Origin of the sequence: Komagataeibacter sucrofermentans DSM 15973 (assembly GCF_040581405.1) — a bacterium.
Taxonomy (GTDB): Bacteria; Pseudomonadota; Alphaproteobacteria; order Acetobacterales; family Acetobacteraceae; genus Komagataeibacter; species Komagataeibacter sucrofermentans.
The window spans coordinates 2,850,424-2,872,074 of the sequence record NZ_CP137157.1 but is presented as its reverse complement, the minus strand read 5'-3'; the positions used below and the strand labels follow the sequence as shown (position 1 = coordinate 2,872,074).

The 21,651-nt window shown below is 62.7% G+C and carries 20 protein-coding genes and 1 tRNA gene; 17 read left to right on the top strand and 4 right to left on the bottom strand.

All coding sequences use genetic code 11. The annotated features are described in order from the left end of the window. The first annotated feature begins 14 nt into the window (after positions 1 to 14). From rsmG to R5N89_RS13520, 11 genes are all read left to right on the top strand, one after another. Positions 15 to 623: a 16S rRNA (guanine(527)-N(7))-methyltransferase RsmG gene (gene rsmG, locus R5N89_RS13570; RefSeq protein ID WP_110568680.1), complete on the top strand. Its 609-nt coding sequence runs from the start codon at positions 15 to 17 to the stop codon at positions 621 to 623. Then, positions 616 to 1,443: a ParA family protein gene (locus R5N89_RS13565; RefSeq protein ID WP_110568682.1), complete on the top strand. Its 828-nt coding sequence runs from the start codon at positions 616 to 618 to the stop codon at positions 1,441 to 1,443. Before rsmG ends, R5N89_RS13565 begins: the two co-directional genes overlap by 8 nt. Further along, positions 1,440 to 2,339 carry a ParB/RepB/Spo0J family partition protein gene (locus tag R5N89_RS13560; protein ID WP_110568683.1) on the top strand — a complete coding sequence of 300 codons (900 nt, stop codon included), beginning with the start codon at positions 1,440 to 1,442 and terminating at the stop codon, positions 2,337 to 2,339. The genes R5N89_RS13565 and R5N89_RS13560 overlap by 4 nt, the downstream gene beginning before the upstream one ends. A gap of 84 nt (positions 2,340 to 2,423) precedes the next feature. Continuing rightward, a tRNA-Lys gene (locus tag R5N89_RS13555) sits at positions 2,424 to 2,499 on the top strand. A gap of 156 nt (positions 2,500 to 2,655) precedes the next feature. Then, on the top strand, positions 2,656 to 3,393 hold the full coding sequence (locus R5N89_RS13550; RefSeq protein WP_110568686.1) for a gamma-glutamyl-gamma-aminobutyrate hydrolase family protein: 738 nt from the start codon (positions 2,656 to 2,658) through the stop codon (positions 3,391 to 3,393). Beyond that, complete coding sequence (locus tag R5N89_RS13545) at positions 3,390 to 4,166, top strand: pseudouridine synthase (RefSeq protein ID WP_110568688.1); 777 nt, start codon at positions 3,390 to 3,392, stop codon at positions 4,164 to 4,166. The genes R5N89_RS13550 and R5N89_RS13545 overlap by 4 nt, the downstream gene beginning before the upstream one ends. Then, the gene (gene rsmD / locus R5N89_RS13540) at positions 4,166 to 4,741 is read left to right on the top strand and encodes a 16S rRNA (guanine(966)-N(2))-methyltransferase RsmD (RefSeq protein WP_110568690.1); all 576 of its coding nucleotides are present in this window, start codon (positions 4,166 to 4,168) and stop codon (positions 4,739 to 4,741) included. The genes R5N89_RS13545 and rsmD overlap by 1 nt, the downstream gene beginning before the upstream one ends. A gap of 155 nt (positions 4,742 to 4,896) precedes the next feature. Beyond that, entirely contained in the window at positions 4,897 to 7,743 is a 2,847-nt protein-coding gene (locus R5N89_RS13535; RefSeq protein ID WP_110568691.1) for a DNA translocase FtsK, read from the top strand. 26 nt (positions 7,744 to 7,769) lie between these two features. Then, complete coding sequence (locus tag R5N89_RS13530) at positions 7,770 to 8,498, top strand: RluA family pseudouridine synthase (RefSeq protein ID WP_244192138.1); 729 nt, start codon at positions 7,770 to 7,772, stop codon at positions 8,496 to 8,498. Beyond that, positions 8,480 to 10,591, top strand: coding sequence for a hypothetical protein (locus R5N89_RS13525; RefSeq protein WP_110568695.1), 2,112 nt, complete (start codon positions 8,480 to 8,482; stop codon positions 10,589 to 10,591). The genes R5N89_RS13530 and R5N89_RS13525 overlap by 19 nt, the downstream gene beginning before the upstream one ends. 34 nt (positions 10,592 to 10,625) lie before the next feature. Continuing rightward, positions 10,626 to 11,297: a histidine phosphatase family protein gene (locus R5N89_RS13520; RefSeq protein WP_110568697.1), complete on the top strand. Its 672-nt coding sequence runs from the start codon at positions 10,626 to 10,628 to the stop codon at positions 11,295 to 11,297. Between the two features lie 51 nt (positions 11,298 to 11,348). On the opposite strand, the gene R5N89_RS13515 is transcribed toward R5N89_RS13520, so the two are convergent. Next, complete coding sequence (locus tag R5N89_RS13515) at positions 11,349 to 11,471, bottom strand: hypothetical protein (protein WP_354680952.1); 123 nt, start codon at positions 11,469 to 11,471, stop codon at positions 11,349 to 11,351. A gap of 175 nt (positions 11,472 to 11,646) precedes the next feature. Here R5N89_RS13515 and R5N89_RS13510 point away from each other — a divergent pair, with 175 nt between their 5' ends. Together R5N89_RS13510 and R5N89_RS13505 are read left to right on the top strand one after the other, a co-directional pair. Then, positions 11,647 to 12,114 (top strand): nucleoside deaminase, encoded by a 468-nt coding sequence (locus R5N89_RS13510; protein ID WP_110568699.1) that lies wholly within the window; start codon positions 11,647 to 11,649, stop codon positions 12,112 to 12,114. Between the two features lie 122 nt (positions 12,115 to 12,236). After that, positions 12,237 to 13,811, top strand: a complete 1,575-nt coding sequence (locus tag R5N89_RS13505; protein ID WP_110568701.1) for a Do family serine endopeptidase — start codon at positions 12,237 to 12,239, stop codon at positions 13,809 to 13,811. 919 nt (positions 13,812 to 14,730) lie between these two features. Here R5N89_RS13505 and R5N89_RS13500 read toward each other — a convergent pair. Both R5N89_RS13500 and R5N89_RS13495 read right to left on the bottom strand, forming a co-directional pair. Next, the gene (locus R5N89_RS13500) at positions 14,731 to 15,819 is read right to left on the bottom strand and encodes a hypothetical protein (protein ID WP_146220199.1); all 1,089 of its coding nucleotides are present in this window, start codon (positions 15,817 to 15,819) and stop codon (positions 14,731 to 14,733) included. A gap of 170 nt (positions 15,820 to 15,989) precedes the next feature. Continuing rightward, a complete protein-coding gene (locus R5N89_RS13495) occupies positions 15,990 to 17,333 on the bottom strand; it encodes an IS1182 family transposase (protein ID WP_233043190.1) in 1,344 nt (447 codons plus the stop codon). Positions 17,334 to 17,398: 65 nt separating this feature from the next. Here R5N89_RS13495 and R5N89_RS13490 point away from each other — a divergent pair, with 65 nt between their 5' ends. The 3 genes from R5N89_RS13490 to R5N89_RS13480 all read left to right on the top strand — a co-directional run bounded on the left by R5N89_RS13490 (position 17,399) and on the right by R5N89_RS13480 (position 19,528). Continuing rightward, on the top strand, positions 17,399 to 17,575 hold the full coding sequence (locus R5N89_RS13490; RefSeq protein WP_244192225.1) for a hypothetical protein: 177 nt from the start codon (positions 17,399 to 17,401) through the stop codon (positions 17,573 to 17,575). Positions 17,576 to 17,861: 286 nt separating this feature from the next. Continuing rightward, positions 17,862 to 18,779, top strand: coding sequence for a bifunctional methylenetetrahydrofolate dehydrogenase/methenyltetrahydrofolate cyclohydrolase FolD (gene folD, locus R5N89_RS13485; protein WP_110569677.1), 918 nt, complete (start codon positions 17,862 to 17,864; stop codon positions 18,777 to 18,779). Further along, positions 18,776 to 19,528, top strand: a complete 753-nt coding sequence (locus R5N89_RS13480; RefSeq protein WP_110569666.1) for a methylenetetrahydrofolate reductase — start codon at positions 18,776 to 18,778, stop codon at positions 19,526 to 19,528. The genes folD and R5N89_RS13480 overlap by 4 nt, the downstream gene beginning before the upstream one ends. A 120-nt stretch (positions 19,529 to 19,648) precedes the next feature. Here R5N89_RS13480 and R5N89_RS13475 read toward each other — a convergent pair whose 3' ends face one another. Further along, positions 19,649 to 20,224, bottom strand: coding sequence for an NUDIX hydrolase (locus R5N89_RS13475; protein WP_110569665.1), 576 nt, complete (start codon positions 20,222 to 20,224; stop codon positions 19,649 to 19,651). 211 nt (positions 20,225 to 20,435) lie between these two features. On the opposite strand from R5N89_RS13475, the gene R5N89_RS13470 reads away from it, so the two are divergent. After that, the gene (locus tag R5N89_RS13470; RefSeq protein ID WP_110569664.1) at positions 20,436 to 21,629 is read left to right on the top strand and encodes an MFS transporter; all 1,194 of its coding nucleotides are present in this window, start codon (positions 20,436 to 20,438) and stop codon (positions 21,627 to 21,629) included. Positions 21,630 to 21,651 lie beyond the last annotated feature (22 nt).

Genomic DNA, 21,651 nt, shown 5'->3' with positions numbered 1-21,651 from the left:
CGCAGGATGACTCTATGGCGGTGCTGGCCGATGTTTCACGTGAAACATGTGAGCGGCTGGAGCAGTATGCCGACCTGCTGCTGCGCTGGAACGCGCGCATCAACCTTGTCTCTCCGCATGACCTGCCGCATCTGTGGTCACGCCATATCGGGGACAGCTTGCAGCTTGCCAGCCTGATTCCGCCCGGCGGCGTGGATCTGGTGGATATGGGGTCGGGCGGGGGGTTCCCCGGCCTGGTCATTGCGTGTGCGACCGATGCACGGGTCACGCTGGTTGAATCTGACCAGCGCAAGGCTGCCTTCCTGCGTGAGGCCGCGCGGGTGGCGGGGATCAAGGTGCGGGTCTGTGCGCAGCGGCTGGAAGTGGCCGATGTGCCGCCTGCGCAGGTGGTGACGGCCCGGGCGCTCGCCCCCCTGTCGCGCCTGCTGGAATGGGGTACGCGGTTCCTGCGGCCAGATGGTGTCTGCCTGTTTCTGAAAGGACGCAACGCAGAGGAAGAGTTGACGATGGCCCGTGCCGATTGGCACATGGCGACAACCCGGATTCCAAGCCGTACCAATACGGATGGTGTGATTCTAGAATTGAGCGATATCAGGCGTGTCAGAGACCATAACAATGAATGATACGGGAAGCCGGTCCGCGTCTTCCCCCCGCATTATCGCGCTGGCCAACCAGAAGGGCGGCGTGGGCAAGACAACCACCGCCATCAACGTGGCGGCAGCGCTGGCCACATCGGGGCTGAAAGTGCTGCTGGTCGATCTTGATCCGCAGGGCAATGCCTCGACAGGGCTGGGCGTGGGGTATGATGCCCGCAGCACCGGCACTTATGCCATGCTTGAAGATGGCGCGCGCGCCGCAGGCGTGGTGCAGGCCAGTGCCGTGCCTGGCCTGTCACTGATTGCGGCGGATACCGAACTGGCTGGTGCCGAACTTGAACTGGTCATGGCGGAAGGGCGTGAATACCGCCTGCGTGAGGCCCTGTCCCAGATCGGCAGTGATTATGACGTGGTGCTGATTGATTGCCCGCCCAGCCTTGGCCTGCTTACGCTCAATGCGCTGGTGGCGGCTCAATCGGTTCTCGTGCCGCTGCAATGCGAGTTCTTTGCGCTCGAAGGCATCAGCCAGCTGGTGCGTACCGTCAATAGCGTGAGCAAGGGGCTCAACCCCGCGCTCAAACTCGATGGCATCGTACTGACCATGTACGACCGGCGTAACAACCTGTCGGAACTCGTCGCCGATGATGCCCGCAGCTTCTTTGGCGACAAGGTGATGGAAACCCTCATTCCCCGCAATATCCGCATCTCCGAGGCGCAGAGCCACGGGCAGCCGGTCATGAATTACGACCAGCGCTCCTCGGGCAGCCAGGCCTATCAGGCGCTGGCGACCGAACTGGCCGGGCGCCTTGGCCTGTCGGCTGGCCATAAAGGGAAGGCACGCGCGTGAAAACCAAAAAGGAAGCGGGTCGCCCCCGCCTGGGTCGTGGGCTCGCAGCACTGCTGGGCGAGCAGGTCAATGCGCTGCCCGCAGCCCCTGCGGTGGAGGGGCGCAAGACGCCTGAAGTCATTTCCAGCCTGCCGGTCGATGTGCTGGAGCCAAGCCCCTTCCAGCCGCGCCAGCAGATGGAGCCGGGCGCGCTTGATGAACTGGCCAGTTCCATCCGCGTGCGCGGCATTCTGCAGCCCATTCTGGTCCGGCCCCATCCGCAGCGTCCGGGTATCTACCAGATCATCGCGGGTGAGCGCCGGTGGCGCGCTTCGCAGATTGCGGGGCTGCATGACGTGCCCGTGCATATCCGCCCGCTTGATGATGGCGATGCCATGGCTGCTGCTTTGGTGGAAAACCTTCAGCGCGCCGATCTCAACGCCATCGAGGAGGCCGAGGGCCTGCAGCGCCTGCTTGATGATTACGAACTGACGCAGGATGAACTGGCCAGCGCCATCGGCAAGTCACGTCCGCATGTGGCCAACATGGTCCGCCTGCTGCAACTGCCGCCGCCCGTGCGCGATGCGGTGCGTCATCAAAGCCTTTCCGCAGGCCATGCCCGCGCCCTGCTGGCGCATGCCGACCCGGTGGCAGCGCTTAAGGTGGTGCTGGCGCAGGGGCTGAACGTGCGCCAGACCGAAGCCCTGGCCAAGCAGCACGAGCGCAAGGCCGCTACTGCGCGCGAGAAGGGGGAAAAAGCCGCCCGCAACCCCGAGATCGCCGCCCTTGAGCGCGATCTGGCTACAAGGCTGGGCCTGAAAGTGCAGATCAGTTTTGATGGCAAGGGCGGAAGCCTGAAGATCGATTACCGCTCGCTCGAGCAGTTCGATGGGCTGCTGCGCCTGCTCCAGCGCTAGGGAATATAAAAAAAGTTCAAAAAACCCCTTGCCACCCAATGGGGTGACTGCTAGAAGCCCTCTCACCCGAGAGGGTAACCCTGTGGGCGCATAGCTCAGTTGGTAGAGCAGCTGACTCTTAATCAGCGGGTCCAAGGTTCGAGCCCTTGTGCGCCCACCATAGGGTTTAATAAGATTACATAAGTCCCCATCAAGGCTTTGCCGGTGGGGATTTTTTGTATCATGCACACAGCATGGCACTCTTGCAGCAGCACAGAAGGGGGAACAGCATGATGACTCCGTTCCTCCCGCCAGCCCGCCGTGCAGTGGCTGGGTCATGACCGCCGCCCGCGCCCCCCTGATCGGTATCACGCTTGATAGCGAACCACCCTCCACCACGGGCGGTTATTCGCGCTTTGCGTGGTATGCGCTGCGCCAGAACTACATGGATATGATTTCCGCCTGCGGCGGCCTGCCGGTGGCGCTGGGGCATGATGCGGCGCAGGCAGGGCAGATGGTGGCGCGGCTCGATGGGCTGGTGGTCACGGGTGGTGCCTTTGACGTGCCGCCTGATCTGTATGGCGATGAGCCGCCTCATGCCACCGTGCAGACCAAGCCGCGCCGCACGGCAGCGGAAATGGCGCTGCTCGGGGCAGCCATGGCGCAGGGACGGCCGGTGCTGGGCATCTGCGGCGGCATGCAGTTGCTTGCGGTGCTGCTCGGTGGGCGGCTGGTACAGCATATCCCCGATACCTATCCCGCTGCCCTGGCGCATGAACAGCCCAACCCGCGTGATGAGGCGGGGCATATGGTGCATGTAACCCCCGGCACGCAGCTTGCGCGGCTGGTGGGGCTTGATCCGCTGGCCGTCAATTCATCGCATCATCAGGCGGTAGCGGATGCCGGGCGCGCGGTAGTTTGTGCCACGGCGCCCGATGGCGTGGTCGAGGCGATTGAACTGCCGGGCCATCCGTTCTGTATAGGGGTGCAGTGGCACCCCGAATTTGGCATATCGGCAGGAGACCGTCTTCTGTTCGAAGGGTTGATCGACGCTGCGAGGCACACAGGAACATGACACAGGACCACTCCACCGAAGCCCCCTCCGCGCGTGGCGACCGTATTGCCAAATGGCTGGCCCGTTCAGGCGTGTGCAGCAGGCGTGATGCCGAACGCCTGATTGCCGAGGGCAAGGTGCAGCTCAACGGCGCGCCGGTCACCCATCCGGCCACGTTTGTCGATGAAGGCGATATCGTCCAGGTCGAGCAGAAGGTTGTTGGCGCGCCGGACCGCACGCGGCTGTGGCGCTATCACAAGCCCGACGGGCTGGTCACGACCCACCGCGACCCCGAGGATCGCCCCACCGTGTTCGATTCCCTGCCGCCGGGCATGCCGCGCGTCATCAGCGTGGGCCGCCTTGACCTGAACAGCGAGGGGCTGCTGCTGCTCACCAATGATGGCGCGCTCGCACGCAGGCTGGAACTGCCCAGCAATGGCTGGATCCGGCGTTACCGCGTGCGCGTGTTTGGCGTGGTTGACGAGCGGGCGCTGGCATCGCTGATCAAGGGCAGCGAGTTCGAGGGCGTGCGCTATGGACCGATCGAGGCGCAGCTTGATTCCGTCAAAGGTGACAATGCCTGGCTGACCGTATCGCTGCGCGAGGGCAAGAACCGCGAGATCCGCAAGGTGATGCAGGGGCTGAACCTGCATGTCAGCCGCCTGATCCGCACCTCCTACGGGCCGTTCCAGCTTGGCACGCTCAAGCGGGGCGAACTTGAGGAAGTGACGGGCAAGGTCATCCGTGAGCAGGTCGCGGGCCTTGCGGGCGGCAAGACCCCGCGCGGGGCCTGATGCGGATCATCGCGGGCGAGTGCAGGGGCCGCACCCTGGTAGCCCCGCCGGGGCAGGTGACGCGGCCCACGGCAGACCGGGTGCGCCAGGCCCTATTCGATACGCTGGCCCATGCGCCATGGGCCGGGGCGGACCAACTGCGTGGCGCGCATGTGCTCGACGGGTTTGCCGGAACGGGCGCCCTGGGGCTCGAGGCCCTTTCACGCGGGGCGGCATCGGCGCTGTTTGTCGAGCAGAACCGCGCCGCCCTGCGCTGCCTGCGCGACAATGTGCGTGGCTGCGGCCTGCAGGAACGCGCCACGATTCGCGCATGTGACATGCTGCGCCTGCCGCCGCGTGGCGCGGCGGCACCCGCCGATCTGGTTTTTCTTGATCCACCCTATAACCACGATCTGCCCACAAGGGCGCTGGCCGTGCTGGAGCGGGGCGGCTGGCTGCACGCAGGCACCCTCATCGTGGTCGAGACGGCAGCGGCGGAAGCGCCCCCCGTGGCGGCACAGCGCCTGCTGCTGGAGCGGCGGCATGGGGCGGCCTGCCTGTATGCGTGGCGGCATGGGGTGGATGATAACGGGTGATTCATCGCCGTATTTTATCCTCTCGGCCTTCTTTCTGTCGCGTGGACAGGGTTATAGTTGTTTCGTTTGGCGGGAATGGCAGGCGCGGCATGCAAGGTCATCTCCCTCGTGCTTTTGGTCCCCGCAGGCGGGCCGTATGATCGGGATGTGGATTTTTGGCGATCTTCAGCCGTTTTTTTCCTGACTCACTTTCCTCTGGCCCGGCCCGTTCGCGCCTGCGCGAACGGTTGGCCGAAGCCGGTGGCGTGGGTTTGTGGATTCTGGCGCTGTGTCTCGCCATCGCGTTATGGAGCTACGATCCCCGCGATCCCTCCGCCAATACGTCGAGCGCGCAGCCGCCGGGCAACCTGCTCGGGCGGCCCGGCGCCTACATGGCGGACTTCATGCTCCAGGATTTCGGGATCGTGGGCACGCTGGCCATTTTCTGCCTCATGGCCTGGGGCTGGCGGCTGATCCGCCACCATGGGCTGGTATCGGCGCTGCTGCGTTTCATCGCCCTGCTGTGCGGCCTGCCGGTTATTGCGGCGGATGTCGCGGCCCTGCCGCTGCTCATGGGGCTGCACGCGCCGCAATGGCCCACACAGGCCGGGCTGGGCGGGGCGGTTGGCCTGTCGGTAGCACACATGTCCATTCAGGCGGCTACCGTGTTCATGGGGCGTGGCGGGCCGCTTCTCGTCTGGGTGCTGGGGCTGGTGCTCGGTGCCCTGCTGGTGCTGCTGGCGCTCGCCCTGTCCCTGTCGGAATGGCAGGGCATGGGGCGTGGTCTCGTGTTCGGGGTGCGCCAGCCCATGGCGCTGGTGGCCTGGCTGCGCCGCATGACGGCCCGGCCCGAGGCAGGGCAGGGCAGGGCGCAGGCACCAGCCAAGGCGCCCGCTTCCCAGGCGGCACCCGCCGCAGCGCCGCCTTCATCAATGGCGGCGCTGATCGAGGAAGAGGACGAACCGCTTTTCAATACTGGCCTGACCGCCCCCGCGCCCAATGCTGAAGCCGCGCGCCCCGCGCAGGCGGTGGCGGCCTCCGGCACGGGCCTGATGCCGGTGAATGATAAGGCTCCTTCAGGCAGCCTGCGCGCGCCAGATGCCACGAACATGCCTGCCACCACGGCCAAGCCGAAGGATACAGCCCCCCCGGCGCTGGCTGGCGGCCGCAAGGTGGAAGGGGGGCGACCCGCACAGGTATCATTGCAGAGTAACTGGATGCTCCCGCCCGGCATGGATGAGGACATGCCGCAGCCGCTGCTGGTCGGCGGCGATGATACGGCAGCAGACCGCGCGCCCTGGCATGATGAACCGGCTCCACCCGAAAACAGGCCCGTCACCGATCATCCGGCCACGCCGCCCGCTGTTGAGGAACCCGCGCGCCCGAACATCTTTTCGCGTCTTTTCTCCAGTGGCGCACGTGCTGACGACACGCCCGCCCGCATGGATGCGTATGATGCGCCCGCTCCCGCGGCATCAGCCACGCCTGCCTATACGCCGCCGCCACAGCCGGAGTGGCAGTTTCCCTCAATGTCACTGCTGACGCCGCCGCCGCCTGCTTCCACGAACAAGCCGACCGAGGAACTGCTCAAGGCCAATGCCGCCCAGCTTGTGACCGTGCTGTCCGAATACGGGGTGCAGGGCACGATCGTAGCCTATCATGCAGGCCCGGTGGTGACGTTGTATGAACTCCAGCCCGCCGCCGGCATTCGCGCCGCCCGCGTGATTGGCCTGGCCGATGACGTGGCGCGTTCCCTATCGGTGCTCAGCGTGCGCATCGCCACCGTGCCGGGGCGCAACGTGATTGGCATCGAGGTGCCGAATTCACGGCGCGAGACAGTTTATTTTTCTGAACTGCTCATGGACCCCAAATGGGCGCATTCCTCAGCACGGCTCAACCTTGCGCTTGGCAAGGATATTGCGGGTGAATCGGTTTATAGCGACCTTGCCGCCATGCCCCACCTGCTCATCGCGGGCACCACGGGGTCGGGTAAGTCGGTGGGGGTGAACTCCATGATCCTGTCGCTGCTCTACCGCCTCTCGCCCGAGCAGTGCCGCCTGATCCTGATCGACCCCAAGATTCTCGAACTGTCCATCTACGAGGGCATTCCCCACCTCATGACCCCGGTGGTGACGGAACCGGCCAAGGCGGTCGCGGCCATGAAATGGGCGGTGCGCGAGATGGATCGCCGCTACCGCGCCATGGCGCATCTGCAGGTGCGCAACATCGCCAGCTACAACGAGCGCGTGACCGAAGCCCGCGAGCGTGGCGAGATCGTGACCCGGCGGGTGCAGACCGGTTACGACCCCGAAACCGGCAAGCCGACCTTCGAGGAGCAGCAGCTTGCCCTTGATTCGCTGCCCTATCTCGTCATCGTGGTGGACGAGATGGCCGATCTCATGATCGTGGCGGGCAAGGAGATCGAGGCCCTGCTGCAACGCCTTGCACAGAAGGCGCGCGCGGCGGGCATCCATCTCATCCTTGCCACCCAGCGCCCCTCGGTCGATGTGATTACCGGCACCATCAAGGCCAACTTCCCCACGCGTATTTCCTTTCAGGTCATCAGCAAGTTTGACAGCCGCACCATTCTGGGCGAGCAGGGGGCCGAGCAGCTTCTGGGCCGTGGCGACATGCTGTTCATGCAGGCTGGTGGCCGGATCACGCGCGTGCATGGCCCGTTCGTGGCGGATGGGGAGGTGGAGGCCGTGGTGGCCTTCCTGCGCACGCAGGGCGAGCCGATCTATGATGATGATGTCATCTCGCCGCAGGAAGAAGACAGCGCGGACAAACCCTTCGCGGCACCGTCTGGCGGCGGGGAGGAAGATGGCCTGTTCGCACAGGCGGTTGAAGTGGTGGCGCGCGAGGGCAAGGCATCCACCTCCTTCATCCAGCGCCATCTGTCGATCGGCTATAACCGCGCGGCCAAGATCATCGAGCAGATGGAAAAGGAAGGACTGGTCAGCGAGGCCAACCATGTGGGCCGCCGTGAAGTGCTGATGCGCCGCCCGACAGAGGACGAATGAGGCCACCTCCGCCCCGGGCCGCATCCATGCAGCCTCCTGGCCCCCTGCCGTTCACGGTCCTGTACCGTGACAACCGCTTCGTGGTGCTCGACAAGCCACCGGGGCTGCCGGTCCATCCCGGCCGAAAGGGCGGGGCGAGCATCGAGGACTGGTTTCCCCTCCTGTCACGCCATCGCAACGGGCCGTGGCTGGCGCACAGGCTGGATCAGGATACGGCGGGTTGCCTGGTCGTGGCGCTGCGCAAGCAGGCGCTGGTGGCGGCCCAGGCCTGTTTTGCCGCAGGCAGGGCCCGCAAGACCTACTGGGCCATCGTGCACGGCACGCCTGCGGGCCTGTCTGGCGTGGTGGCGGCCCCCCTTGGCCGCGTGGAAGAGGCCGGACAGTGGCGCATGCAGGCCAATGTAAAGGGCGCGCAGCCCGCGCGCACGCGGTGGCGGGTGCTGGGGCAGGGCCGGGATGCGGCGGGTGCGCCCATAAGCTGGCTGGAACTGGTGCTGGAAACCGGCCGCACCCATCAGGCCCGCGCGCATTGCGCCCTGATCGGCTGCCCCATACGGGGGGATGAGCGCTATGGCGCGCCCACGGCCGGGGCGCTACACCTCATGAGCCGCGGCATTGTCCTGCCGCTTGACCCGCCCGTGCGGGCTCTGGCCCCCCCGCCGGACCATATGCGCCGCATCATGGCCGAGGCGGGCTGGGTCATGCCGCCTGACAACGTGGAAAAGGAAACAGCACGGTGTTCGCCCATACTCTGACGCAGGAACTGCTGCGTGTTCTGGAACGGCCAGACCTGCGGGTGATTGCGGGCGCGCGGCGCATCGTGCTGGACCCGGTGCTTGAAGCCCCTTTCCGCATTTTGCCCGATGGGGGAGTCGTGCTGGGTCTGCCGCTTCAGGGCAACCTTGAGCAGACGGCCTTTTTCCTGCGCCATGCGCTGGAACTCGCCGCCCTGCTTGAACGGGCGCCCGGGCAGCCTTTTCATGCCGCCTTCTGCGCCGCCCGCACGGCGGCCCTGTTCTGGTACCTCGATACGGGCCGTGCCGATACGGATGCGCCTGCCGCCTGGGTGCCCCTGATGGCCGGGCCCGCCGTGCCAGACAGTGCAACCCTGCGCGCGATGTGGCCCGCTCTGGCCCCCTTGCAGCCAGCCCTTGCCGTGTTGCCGGTGGAGGCCGATTTCACGGCGTTGCAGGGCGAGCTGGCGCTTTTATGGAAGCTGCTTGGGCCGATCGAGACCCTGATGGCCACGGGCGGCGATGCCCGGCTGGCAGTGGACCCGGCAACGGGGCTGAACCATTACGGCTGCTCGCACCGACCCCGGCCATGGGCCATCACCTTTGCCTCGTCCACGGCCTCGTCACTGTCCGAGCGCGGCTTTGCCGGGGCTGAAACGGCCCGTCTCGCCCTGGTGGCGGGGGCATTGCAGGGCCGGGCGGACGAGGCGGCCTGCGCGCAGGGTGCCGACATACAGGCCCGCATCGCCAGCGCTTTTGGCCTGACCGGACAGGAAGGCGTGGTGCTGGCTCCATCGGGCACGGATTGCGAACTCTATGCGCTGGCCCTTGCGGCGCTGGCGCCTGGTGGCCGCCCGGTCAGCAATATCCTCCTTGCCCCCGAGGAGACCGGCAGCGGCGTGCCTCTGGCAGCGCAGGGCCGCCATTTTGCCAATGATACCGCCCTTGGCCACGGCGTGACACGGGGTGCGCGCATTGCAGGCTTCCCCGATGATACGGACGTGGTCAATGTGCCCATGCGCGATGGGGCGGGCCATGTCCGTGCGCTGCCAGAAGTGGATGCGCAAACCTGCCGCCTGACGCATGAACTGAGGGCTGCAGGCCGCCATGTGCTGCTGCATCGGCTTGACCTGTCCAAGACCGGCCTGCTCGCACCGGGGCTTGCGGCGCTGGAACAGGCGACCGCCCCGCTGGGCGCGGGCATGGACGATCGGCCCGACGTGGTGGTGGATGCCTGCCAGGCGCGGCTCGATCCGGCACGGGTGCGCGCCTATCTGGACATGGGCTGGATGGTGATGGTGACCGGCTCCAAATTCTTTACCGGACCGCCCTTCTGCGGGGCCTTGTTATTGCCTGCCTGCGTGCGCAGCAGGCTTGATGGCCCGCGCGGGCTGCCTGCCGGGCTGGCGGATTACAGCTATCGCGCCGCCTGGCCTGCGGGCCCCGCGCGCAATAGCCTGCCGCCGGGGCACAATATCGGCCTTATCCTGCGCTGGCAGGCGGCACTGGCTGAAATAACGGCGTTTGGCGCCATACCCCGCATTGTGGTGCGCGACCGGCTGCGTACTTTCCTTGCCGCCGTAACGGCGCAGATCGCGGCCCGCCCCGTGCTGGAACTGCTGCCGCCTGTTGCCCCAGCCCGACCCGACCCGGATCAGGCATGGGACTGCCTGCCGACCATCATGAGCTTTTTTGTCCGCGCACCCGATAGCCCGGAAGGCGGCTTTCGGCCGTTGGCGGTGGCCGAGGCGCGACAGTTATATGCGTGGCTCAATACCGATCTTTCCGGCTGCATCCCCCCTGATGATGCGGATGCAGGCCTTGCCGCAGTGCTGTGCCATGTGGGCCAGCCGGTGCCGCTGGCCCATCCCGACCTGCCGGGTGCCCTGGCGGGCGCGCTGCGTATTTCGGCTGGCGCGCGGCTGGTTTCGGGCGAGCCCTCGCATGAGGGCATGGACCCGACCGAACGCCTGCGCCGCGAGGCGCGCAATGTCGGGCGCATCCTTGACAAGATTGGCCTGATCCTGCGGCACTGGCCCCGCCTTGCCGCCATGGCCCCGGTGCAGACCTACCTGCCGCATGGCTGGCGCGCGCGGGCCATTCTGCCTGCCTGATTTTTTTCCTGTTTTTCCATGATGGATTTCCGGTGTGACGATACAGATCAACCACGGCAATTTTCTTGATACCCCGCAACTGGAGACGGGGGTGACCCGCTTCTGGCTGATCCGCCATGCCCTGGTGGAGCAGAATGCCCGCATGCGGCTGTATGGGGCGATGGATGTGCCGCTCTGCCCCGACAGCCTCGTGGCGCAGCGCGGGATGTACGAAACGCTGGCCCACCGCCTGCCCAAACCGGCCTTGTGGTTTACCTCGCCGCTGTCACGCACCCAGCATACCGCGCGCGCCATCCAGAAGGCTGGTTATGGCCCGCATGAATGGTGTGTGGAGCCTGACCTGACCGAACAGTCGATGGGCGAGTGGCACGGCATTACGCATGATACGCTGCCTGACAAGCTGAGCCTGCCCGCTCATCCGTTCTGGTCGGTGGGGGCAACCGAACTGCCGCCGCAGGGGGAAAGCATGGTACAGGTGTGCTCGCGCGTGGGGGCCTGTCTTGACCGGCTCGCCGCCGAGCATGAGGGGTGGGACATGGTGGTGGTCAGCCATGGGGGCGCCATTCGTGCGGCCCTGGCCCATGCCCTGCGCGTTCACCCCGAAACGGCGCTGCATTTCTCCATCCAGAACCTGGCGCTGAGCGTGATCGAGCGCCTGCCGGAGGGGTGGCGCATCGTGACCGTGAACGACCTGCCGCTGCCCTGAAGAGTGTACTGACAAAAACTTTTATATTTTACAGGTTATTACAAATAATTCTCAGCGCAGGGCACACGTCAGCAGGCAGGTCTCGGCAGAGCGTGCGGCAGGGTGCAGGTCATTGGATGAGGCCAGACCCGCCACAATCGCGGCTGTTGCCAGAATGAGCGAAAGCATGTGCATGACCATTCCTTCCGCTTGTGGGGTGCGTGTGCTCCAATCCGTTTTCATGAGGAGGGGCGGCTGTAACGCCCGTCCCGTAAACGGTTAACCATCAGGGCCGGGCACGGTTGCGCCAATCATGGAAAAGTTGTGCCCTTGCGCGGGACTGGTCCGTGGCGGTGGGGCTGGGTATCATATGGGCATGACACGTCCGCTCCCGGCTTATTTCATGGATATTGCGATGGCTGAGGCGCGGGCCGCTGCGCTGCGTGGTGAGGTGCCGGTGGGGGCCGCCCTTGCCGGGCCACAGGGGCAGGTGCTCGCGCGCGCGGGCAACCGGGTGGAGGAGTGGCATGACCCTTCCGCCCATGCCGAAATGCAGGTCATGCGCGCTGCAACCCGCCTGCGTGGCGGCCAGCGCCTGGCGGACTGCACGCTTTATGTCACGCTTGAGCCATGCCCCATGTGTGCGGCGGCGGCGGTGCATTTCCGTATCGGCCGGATCGTGTTTGGCGCCTATGACCCCAAGGGCGGCGGTGTGGAGCATGGCCCGCGGGTGTTCGCGCAGCCACGCTGCCTGCACCGGCCCGAAACGGTGGGCGGCGTGCGCGAGCGCGAGGCCGGGGCGCTGCTACGGGATTTTTTTGCCCATAAGCGCGCCTAACCTATTTGTCATGCAACGGTATAACACGGGTCGGCTCTCTTGCGGCACAATGCAGGGAATGGGACTGTCATGCCCAGGCGGCCAGTCCCGCCCCGTTGTTTCGAGATTTCAGCAGGACCTCCATGCTCAGGGATGCCATGTCAGACGTAATACGGTCGAACACCCTTTCCTCCCGCCGGTTTCGCACGCGGTTGCTGGCCTCTCTGGTGGCCAGCACGGTTGTCGGGGCCGGGCTGGCCTGCGCCCCTGTGGCGCGGGCCGATGAAACCGGGGTCATCCGCCCCGATACCCAGATCCAGCAGCTCCCCAACTTCGTCAACCTGGTCAAGCAGGTCAAACCGGCGGTGGTCTCGATCACGGCCCGCATCAAGGATGCTGACACGGGCGAGGACATGGGCGGCGGTGGCGGCATGCCCGGCGGCTTTCCGTTCCCGTTCCCTTTCCAGATGATGCCGCAGCAGGCGCACCACACGGTTGAGGCGCGTGGCTCGGGCTTTGTCATTTCGCCCGATGGCTACGTCGTGACCAACAACCATGTGGTCAAGGGCGCAACCAAGGTTACGGTCACGCTTGATGATGGCACGGCGCTGCCCGCCAAGATCGTGGGCCGCGATTCAAAGACCGATATCGCCCTGCTCAAGGTCTCGCCCTCGGGCAAGCTGCGCTTTATCGAACTTGGCGACTCCGACAAGGTCGAGCCGGGCGAATGGGTGGTGGCCGTTGGCAATCCGTACGGGCTTGGCGGCACGGTCACGGCGGGCATCGTTTCCGCGCGCGGGCGTGATATTGGCGATGGGCCGTATGATTCCTTCATTCAGGTGGATGCGCCCATCAATCGCGGCAATTCCGGCGGCCCGCTGTTCACGCAGGATGGCAAGGTGGTGGGTGTGAACACCGCCATCCTCTCGCCTTCGGGCGGGTCGATCGGCATTGGTTTCGCCATTCCGTCCGATACCGTGAAGAACATTGTCGAGCAGCTTGAAAAGACCGGCCATGTCACGCGTGGCTATCTGGGTGTTACGGCGCAGGAAATCACGCCGTCGATGGCCAGCGCGCTGGGGCTGAAGCCCTCGGCCACGGGTGCGCCTGCCACCGGGGCGCTGGTGGCCAGTGTCAGTGCCGGCAGCCCGGCCGAGAAGGCAGGGCTCAAGGCTGGTGACGTGGTGACCCAGTTGAACGGGCAGAATATCGATACGCCCCATACGCTGGCAGTCAATGTGGCCTCCATTACGCCCGGCACCAAGGCATCGCTGTCCTACCTGCGCAACAACAAACCGCAGACGGCAACGGTGCTGATTTCAAGCCTGGGCAAGGGCGGCACGGCAGATGGCACGGTGGGCGACAACGCGCATGATGCCGACAAGGGCCCGAAGCTGGGCGTAACCCTTGCCCCCCTTACGCCTGACCTGCGCCAGCAGCTCGGGCTGGAGGAAAGCGTGCGCGGCGTGGTGGTGAGCGACGTGCAGCCCGGCTCACCCGCCGAGCAGGCCGGTATCCATGCTGGTGATGTCATCCAGGCAGTGGGCGAAGTGCCGGTTGAAAACCCGCGCGCTACCGTCTCGGCCATAAGGCAGGCTTTCCAGGCCAATCACTCGGTGCTGCTGCGCGTGGTGCGTAACGGGCAGAGCGTGTTTGTGGCGGTCAGCCCTAATGCCGATGATAACGATGCGCCGACTGGTGATGATGACGATCAGTAAGATCGGGTGAACTGAACGGATTGGTGTGAGGGCCGGGGCAAGGTGTCCCGGCCCTTTTTGTATGGGCAAAGTATATCGGGTGGGAATGTGACTGTTGGGGGGGGGAACAGAAAGTCCGTTCGTGAGAAATAATAATCAGAAAGCTGACATTTATATAAAAAACGCTTGGGCCACCTAACATCCTTAAGGTCATTCATAGTCAGATGCAGGATTGATGTGTGGGACAGACGCGTGGACGGAAACCAGCTTGCGTTGACGCAATCGCACAGGGTCTCATGAGCGGGCGTCGACGCACTGCAAAAGGAATAGCATTCAAAGGGCAATGCGAACGGCAATCCCTGAAAGCAAAGCGCCTGATAGGGCTGGATGAAGTGATCCGTGGTCGAAAGGTCATCACTATCCGTTCCGTGTGGAGCCTAATAGAATGGCATAGGCTTTTACTTAATATGCCAATAAAGCATATAATAATCCACAGACTCTAACCTAAAATTAAGGGAACATTCGGGGCACGGTCATCATCATCGCGATCATGCGAAAACTCGTTGTACTCGCCGACATATTGCTCTGTGATCAACGGTTCTGGTCGCCAAAAGTTGCTTGTCTACAACAGATACTTGTCTGTCGATCACCGCTGCCCTAGGGTTGGTGTAGCGGCCTTCCACGCCCCTTTGGGCGAGGCGTCAAAGGCATGAGTTGCCCCCATTCCTGGTCTGTCATGTTAGACGGAGAGCATTTCGTCTTTCGGGAGATGCTGACCATCCGGTCCCACTGCTTGGCGTCCACATCCAGAGCTTGAAGTCCATCTTACCGATTTTCCAAACAAGCCCGGAAAAAAACGCTTAATGTTTTTAATTCACCAGTCTACGCAGAATTTTACATAAGTCTGGTGGAGGAACGGGTTGAGCGCTGGCACGACGATTCACCTCTTTTCCTCTGTGCTAGCAGCGCGTGCAAGGCGATCGTAGATGATCTTTTGGTATAGACCTTCGGCGAAGGCAATAGTGTTTGATGAATATATATTGGAATGAATATCTTCTATAAATAAGCGAGAACTAACCGATTGCCCCCAGTAAGTGTTAATCAGGTTTCGATCATCTTCTGGGAGGGATGACACTTCCGATGATTCGAAGACGACAATTCTTGTACCATTAGCTGATATCTCAGACTTGTCCTCAAAATCCTTCAAGCTTAACTTTATGTCAATATAATTTCCCTCGCCAATCGAAACTCGAAGCAGAGACGGAACTTTAACTGCTGTATTAGTACGGCCAGAGTTTATTAATGAGGCGGATACGGTAAAGTATGAGCGATTGTCAAAAAGTTCCTTTTTGAGTAATTCGATTTTTCGTTCCCAAGCTGGCAAATTACTTTGAAGATCTGTATACCGTTTTTCGAGCCTCTCTAGCCGCTTCTGATAGGCCTCTCGAAGGGCATCGAGGCTTTTTTCAGGGGAAGATGGGTCAAAATCAACCTCTGGATAAAGAGGGGAATTCAATCTATCACATTCGTATTTGGTTAGTGTTGTCGAGGTCAGGGCATTGACTCGATCTAGTTCTTTCTTGCGCTCCTCTATTTGAGACGGCAGGTCCCGCAGGCTCTGCTTTGCATTAGCTAATAGTTCCTCAGTTTGCGCGAGAGTATACCCTCTTTTTACCTGGCGCTTGACATTTAATATATTGCTTTCATCGTCAAAAGGCAATGACTGACGTTTTCTGGTGGTTATCAGAGGGCGTATTTCCGGGTCGTCATCAAGAGATATTATGGCTGTATCACTTACTGTTCGCTTAATTGCACTTATTTCCACTGATAGATTGGGAGCATTTACAAATAGAGCCTGCCACAACGGCATTGAAAATGCGACTAGAAGTCCAAGAACGGCTGAAACTAAGGGAACAAAGGACGGTTTAATGCCCGACAGGCTTGCGATTATATAGCCAATAATTGCGCCAAATACGAATGAAGTTACGATCTTCAAGTATAGAACTAATAGTTTTTTGTCATTTTTCATATGAATTTTCCAATAAGATGCAAATAACAAATGGGCTTTTCAAGCGATGTCCAACATAATTGTATATCACAAAAAATCGAAGTTCATATCTAAGGTCAGGAATCTTTATGGCATCTAGCAGCCTGTCGGGTTGGGCATTTTGCGGCTGATAACGCCAAGGCTGACCTGGCTTATGCTGCCTGAAGCCGCGCCATTCTTTTACAGTTGTATGCGAGAGCAACGAGTGTCCATTCGGTCGTGACTTTTGCAAGGCCACGCAGGCTGAATTTTCTGAAGCCCATGATGCTTTTGATAATTCCAAAGACCGGCTCCACGGTCTGTTTTCGTCGTCTGTAAAGATCTCCGGCTTCTGTAGTTTCCAGCCTGTCCTTCATGGCAAGCCGCCAGGGTTCGGTTATCCGGCGTGGCTCCCTTTCTGCGGGCCGGGGTCGGAAGTCGTAAGGTCTGCGGGCACAGGGCCGTCCAATGGCGACCAGCGGATCAATGCCCTTTTCCCGCAGTTTCCGGACCGCCTGCCCGCTGGCGTAACCGGTATCGGCGAGCACTGTCTTTGGGAGACCGATTGTGTCTTCCATCGACAGCACCGTGTCGGCAAAGGACGGCGCATCCGCTGATGTGGCGACAACGTCGGTTGTCACGATCAACTGGCTGCCTTCGGCGCACACCACGGCCTGGGCATTGTAAGCCTGCCGGAACTCGTGGGCGTCCGAACGCCGCATGAGGCGGCTGTCGGGATCGGTCAGACTGATCTGTCGGTCGGGTGGTGGTTCATCATCGGGCGGTTTGGGCGCCCGGCCGCGACGCCCTGTTTTCGCATCATAAGCGGCTTTCTTCTTCTCGTAGGCCGGTCGCGCCGTTTCAGCCTGCGCCTTCGCATCAGCTTCCAGCCGGGCGCAGGCTTCGTCCAGCTTCGCTTTCAGCGTTTCCCGCCGGGCAAGCTCTTCCGGCAATGCCTGCGGATCTCTGTCTGTGACGTCCGCATGCTCCGCCTGGTCCATCAGTTTCGCGATATCCACAGCCAGCTGTTCGCGCAGCGCCCTGATCCGGTCGTAGCGCACCGAACGGTATTTCGATGCGTCAGCATCGATTTTCGTGCCGTCGATCGACACCACGCCCAGACGCAGCAGACCCGTCTCGCGCGCCAGAAGCAGGACCTGCGCAAATGCAGCTTCAATGGCTGTCCGGTTCGTCCGGCGGAAGGTCGCAATCGTATCATGATCCGGATGCAGGTTCGCCGCCACGAATCGCACCCCGATGTCGCGATATGTCGCCCGCTCGATCCGGCGTGAGGAAAACAACCCGTTCGCATAGCTGAAGATCAGAAGGGCCAGCATCAGGCGCGGATGATACTGCGCCTTGCCTCCCGTGCGCACTGGCACGCAGAACGCACTCATCGGAACCCGCTCAACGGCGGCTACAATGAAATGCGCCATATCATCAGCAGGAAGCCACGACTTCAGATCAGGCGGCAGAAGATACGGCTGAGACCGGTCAAACGGGATGAAGCTGCTCATCACACCACCTTACAATCGCCCCCCTTCACAGGGTACCCCAACCCGACAGGCTGCTAGAGGATGTAGTGGCTTCTGAGGGGCTCTGGATCGCGCCTTTGATCGTGCGAACTGGTTCTGGAAAAGTCATCGAGAAAGCCCGTTTCTGGAAGAATTTGGCCGGTCAATCGATCAATGGCCGGCAGCGTCTCATGCTCGAACGTCTGTTTGATGGGTTCAAGGGCAAGTTGACCTCGTCCAAATAGGCGAAACTGGCGAAAACGTCACCGGATATATCTCAAAGGGTTGCCAGCGGAGTAATGGAGACTTCATGTCGGCTTTCGAGCAACTGTCATAACCGCTTGGGTGTCCTCCATGAGGGCGAAAGCGGAAGCTATTACCAGATACTCCCTTCATCTCACTTTCCCCACCACCGCAGCACAAAAATTGGCTTTTACGCGGCTGCCTAAAAAAAACGGCCCACCCTGATTGTCGTGGCAGGGCTTCTTGCCGTATCTGCACGCATTGCATGTTCGTTTTCCGGAGGGGATGATGACCGGTCCAGCACTATCCGATGCCCAAGGGTCGTCTCGCGCGCGCCTGATTGATGGCAAGGGTTTCGCCACCCGCCTCACGCAGGATATCGCGGCCGATGTCAGCGCCTTTTATGAAAAGCATCACATCACCCCCGGCCTTGCCGTGGTGCTGGTGGGCAATGACCCCGCAAGCGAGGTCTATGTGCGCAACAAGGCGCTCCAGACCCATCGCGCGGGCATGCGCTCGTTCATGCACATGCTGCCCGCCACCACCTCGCAGGAGGAACTGCTCGCGCTGATCGCACGGCTCAATGTCGATCCCGAGATTCATGGCATCCTCGTGCAACTGCCGTTGCCCAAGGGTCTTGACCCCGTGGCCGTGACCAACGCCATCGCGCCCGAGAAGGACGTGGACGGGCTGGGCGTGGTCAATGCCGGGCGGCTGGCGCTGGGGCTGCCGGGCCTCGTGCCATGCACCCCGCTAGGCTGCCTGCTGCTGCTGCGCCACTACGTGGGCGACATGCGCGGCAAGGATGCGCTGGTGATCGGCGCGTCGAACCTCGTTGGCCGCCCCATGGCCGAACTGCTGCTGCAGGAGGGCTGCACCGTCACCGTGGCGCATATCGACACGCGCGATACGGCAGCCCTGGCCCGGCAGGCCGATATCGTGGTGGTGGCGACCGGCGTGCGCGAACTGGTGCGCGGCGACTGGATCAAGCCCGGCGCTACGGTCATCGATGTGGGCATTTCGCGCATCACACTGCCTTCGGGCAAGACGCGGCTGGTGGGTGATGTAAAGTTTGACGAGGCTGTTGAACGCGCGGGCCTGATTACGCCCGTGCCTGGCGGCGTGGGGCCAATGACCATTGCCTGCCTGCTGCGCAACACCCTTGATGCCGCCCGCCTGATCGTAACGGGGCAGGCACGCTCATGACCCTGACATCTGTTGAACTGATCCCGCGTGATGCGGAAACCCTGCTGCGTGATGCCAATGAAGTCGCCCGGCTGTTCCCTGATGCCGGGATGATCAATATCCCCGACCTGCTGCGCTTTCCGCTGCGCAGCTGGGAGGCGGCGCGTCTCGTGCGCCCGGTGTTTTCGCGCGTGGTGCCGCATATCCGCGCCATCGACATCGCGCCCGACGCCCCCCTGCCGGGCGCGGATGATCCGGGCCTGCGCGAAGTGCTGGTGGTCAAGGGTGACCCGCCATCGGACCTGCGGCACCGTACCTATCCCAACAGCAGCGAGAGCGTGATTGCGCGTTACCGCCGCGAGGCGCCGCATCTTGATGTCTATGCCGCGTTCGACCCGTATCGCCGTGCCCCGTATCAGGAAATGGAGGCGATTGCGCGCAAGAAGGAAGCCGGTGCCATCGGCTTCTTTACCCAGCCCATATTCGACCTGCCCATGCTTGACCTGTGCATGAACTGGCTGCACGGGGAAAACGTGTTCTGGGGCATCTCGCCCGTGGTGGGGCCAAAATCGCGCTCGTATTGGGAGACGACGAACCATGTCATCTTCCCCCATGGGTTCGAGCCAACCCTTGAGGCCAATATCACCTTTGCCCGGCAGATGATGGATGTCGTGGCCAGCGCGGGTGGCAATACCTACCTCATGCCGCTGCGCGTCAATCTCGAGCGCTACCTGACGCCGCTGCGGCGTGATCTGGACGTTTCAGTTTAGACGACTGGTAAAAGGAAAAAGTTTTTGGGTGCCGCCTTTTTTCAAAAAGGCGGCGTTCTTTGAAGCTTTCTGAAAAACAGCTTCACCAGAAACTTTTTCCACGGCGCGCTTCTCCTGCGTTCAGATCCAGCCCCGCGCCCGGATCAGGCCAAAGGCCGCGATCGTGACCATGCAGGTGATCCGGCCGTCAAGAATCATCGCCTCCATCTCGGACAGGGGGACGGTGTGGCAGGTAATGTCCTCCTCCGTCACCTCACGCTCGTGGGCACCCTGCGTCAGCCCGGTGGCAAGATAGGCGCGGCCTTTCTGGGTGGTGTAGCCCGCACCCTGATACATCAGCCCCGCATCGCGCATTTCTGTAGCCAGCAGGCCGGTTTCCTCGCGCAGTTCACCGCGCGCCACATCCTCGGGCGTGGCGTCGGGGCGGTGTTCCCACATGCCCATGGGGAGTTCCCACATCCGCTTTTGTATGGGATAGCGGTACTGGCGGATCAAGGTCACGCGCGGGCCGTCCGGCCCCTCCCACAAGGGCAGGATCACGACAAAATCACCACGCTCCACCACGCCGTACAGCCCCTCGCGGCCGTTTGGGCGCAGGATGATGTCCTCGCGCACGCGGGTCCATGGGTTTTCATAGGCCGTGCGGGTGGAAAGCGTGGTGTAGCCGCCGGCATCGGGGGTGGGGCGTTGCGTCATGAAAGCTGTTTCCTTCGTGGCGATTGATGCGTTTCCATGCATCCTGCACGGGGCTGTGGTGCGGGAACGAATGGTTGCGGGTTGGTTTTTTCAGTTTTTTCCATAAGCCGTATCCGGCGTTGTGCCCAAGCTCTTTTGCGGCGCGGGAAATCAGGGTTGTCATGCGCGCCGGTGCGGTGCGTTCGTTTTTTATGGGGAGTGCAGGCATATCATGACCGGGCCGCAGGCATCATCGGCGTCACCGACACGGCGGATACTGCCCGTCGTGCTGTTCAATCTGCTGTGTTACATCGATATCGGCCTGCCGATGGCGGTTATTCCGGTTTTTGTGCATCAGGTGCTGGGCTACAATACCGTGCTGGCGGGCATGGCGGTCTCGGTCCAGTATCTCGCAACCTTCGCCTCGCGCGCAGGCGCCGGGCGGCAGACTGACCGGCGTGGCGCCAAGCCTTCGGTCATCGTGGGGCTGGCCATGTGCACGCTCTCGGGGCTGATGCTGCTGGCCTCGGGCGTGCTGCTGCATTTTGCCGCCCTGTCGATCGGGCTGCTGATCCTGAGCCGCGTGATGCTGGGCATAGGCGAAAGCTGGACAGCTACGGGCGCCATCATGTGGAATATCGGCCGCGTGGGGGCAGGGCGCACCGCGCAGGTGATCTCGTGGAATGGCGTGACCTCTTATGGCGGCATCGCCCTTGGCGCGCCGATCGGGCAGGTCCTGTCCGGGCTGCCCATGCCCTATGGCGGGCTGACCATGGTGGGCGCGCTCTCGGCGGGGCTGACGTTGTTCGGTTTCGTGCTGGCCCGTCAGTATGCGCCGGTGCCGCCCGTGCCATCCAAGGCACCGCCCATGCCATTTGGGCAGGTGTTCATGCGCGTGCTGCCCCATGGCGCGGTGCTGGCCTGCGGGTCGGTGGGGTTTGGCACCATTTCCGCCTGCCTGGCGCTGTTCTATGCCCATAACAACTGGAATGGCGCTGCCGTGGCGCTGGCCGGTTTCGGCCTGACCTTCGTGATGATGCGCTTCCTGTTCGCCCGGCAGATAGACCGTCGGGGCGGGTTGCAGGTCACCCTCATCTCCCTGCTGGTCGAAACGCTGGGCCTGCTTGTGCTGTGGCAGTGCTCTAGCGTGGAGGGCGCGGCCCTTGGGGCCGCGCTGACAGGGGCCGGATTCTCGCTGGTGTTTCCCGCCATGGGGGTGCTGGCCGTAGGCCGCGTGGGGGCGGAGAACCGGGGGGCGGCCCTGGGGGCTTTTTCCGTGTTTCTTGATATTGCCGTGGGGCTGTCCGGCCCGCTGCTGGGGCTTGTGATCCAGACAATGGGCTACGGGGCGCTGTTTGTGGTCTCGGCCCTGTTTACGCTGGCGGGCGTGGGTGTCACCATGGCGTTGAAATTCCTGCCGCGCTGAAGGGCGCGGCACATGACCAATC

Excerpts from the sequence above, each read along its gene's own strand:
- rsmG (WP_110568680.1), top strand. The coding sequence starts at position 15 with ATGGCGGTGCTGGCCGATGTTTCACGTGAAACATGTGAGCGGCTGGAG.
- R5N89_RS13565 (WP_110568682.1), top strand. The coding sequence starts at position 616 with ATGAATGATACGGGAAGCCGGTCCGCGTCTTCCCCCCGCATTATCGCG.
- R5N89_RS13550 (WP_110568686.1), top strand. The coding sequence starts at position 2,656 with ATGACCGCCGCCCGCGCCCCCCTGATCGGTATCACGCTTGATAGCGAA.
- R5N89_RS13545 (WP_110568688.1), top strand. The coding sequence starts at position 3,390 with ATGACACAGGACCACTCCACCGAAGCCCCCTCCGCGCGTGGCGACCGT.
- rsmD (WP_110568690.1), top strand. The coding sequence starts at position 4,166 with ATGCGGATCATCGCGGGCGAGTGCAGGGGCCGCACCCTGGTAGCCCCG.
- R5N89_RS13530 (WP_244192138.1), top strand. The coding sequence starts at position 7,770 with ATGCAGCCTCCTGGCCCCCTGCCGTTCACGGTCCTGTACCGTGACAAC.
- R5N89_RS13515 (WP_354680952.1), bottom strand. The coding sequence starts at position 11,471 with ATGCACATGCTTTCGCTCATTCTGGCAACAGCCGCGATTGTGGCGGGT.
- R5N89_RS13510 (WP_110568699.1), top strand. The coding sequence starts at position 11,647 with ATGGGCATGACACGTCCGCTCCCGGCTTATTTCATGGATATTGCGATG.
- R5N89_RS13505 (WP_110568701.1), top strand. The coding sequence starts at position 12,237 with ATGCTCAGGGATGCCATGTCAGACGTAATACGGTCGAACACCCTTTCC.
- R5N89_RS13500 (WP_146220199.1), bottom strand. The coding sequence starts at position 15,819 with ATGAAAAATGACAAAAAACTATTAGTTCTATACTTGAAGATCGTAACT.
- R5N89_RS13495 (WP_233043190.1), bottom strand. The coding sequence starts at position 17,333 with ATGAGCAGCTTCATCCCGTTTGACCGGTCTCAGCCGTATCTTCTGCCG.
- folD (WP_110569677.1), top strand. The coding sequence starts at position 17,862 with ATGACCGGTCCAGCACTATCCGATGCCCAAGGGTCGTCTCGCGCGCGC.
- R5N89_RS13480 (WP_110569666.1), top strand. The coding sequence starts at position 18,776 with ATGACCCTGACATCTGTTGAACTGATCCCGCGTGATGCGGAAACCCTG.
- R5N89_RS13475 (WP_110569665.1), bottom strand. The coding sequence starts at position 20,224 with ATGACGCAACGCCCCACCCCCGATGCCGGCGGCTACACCACGCTTTCC.
- R5N89_RS13470 (WP_110569664.1), top strand. The coding sequence starts at position 20,436 with ATGACCGGGCCGCAGGCATCATCGGCGTCACCGACACGGCGGATACTG.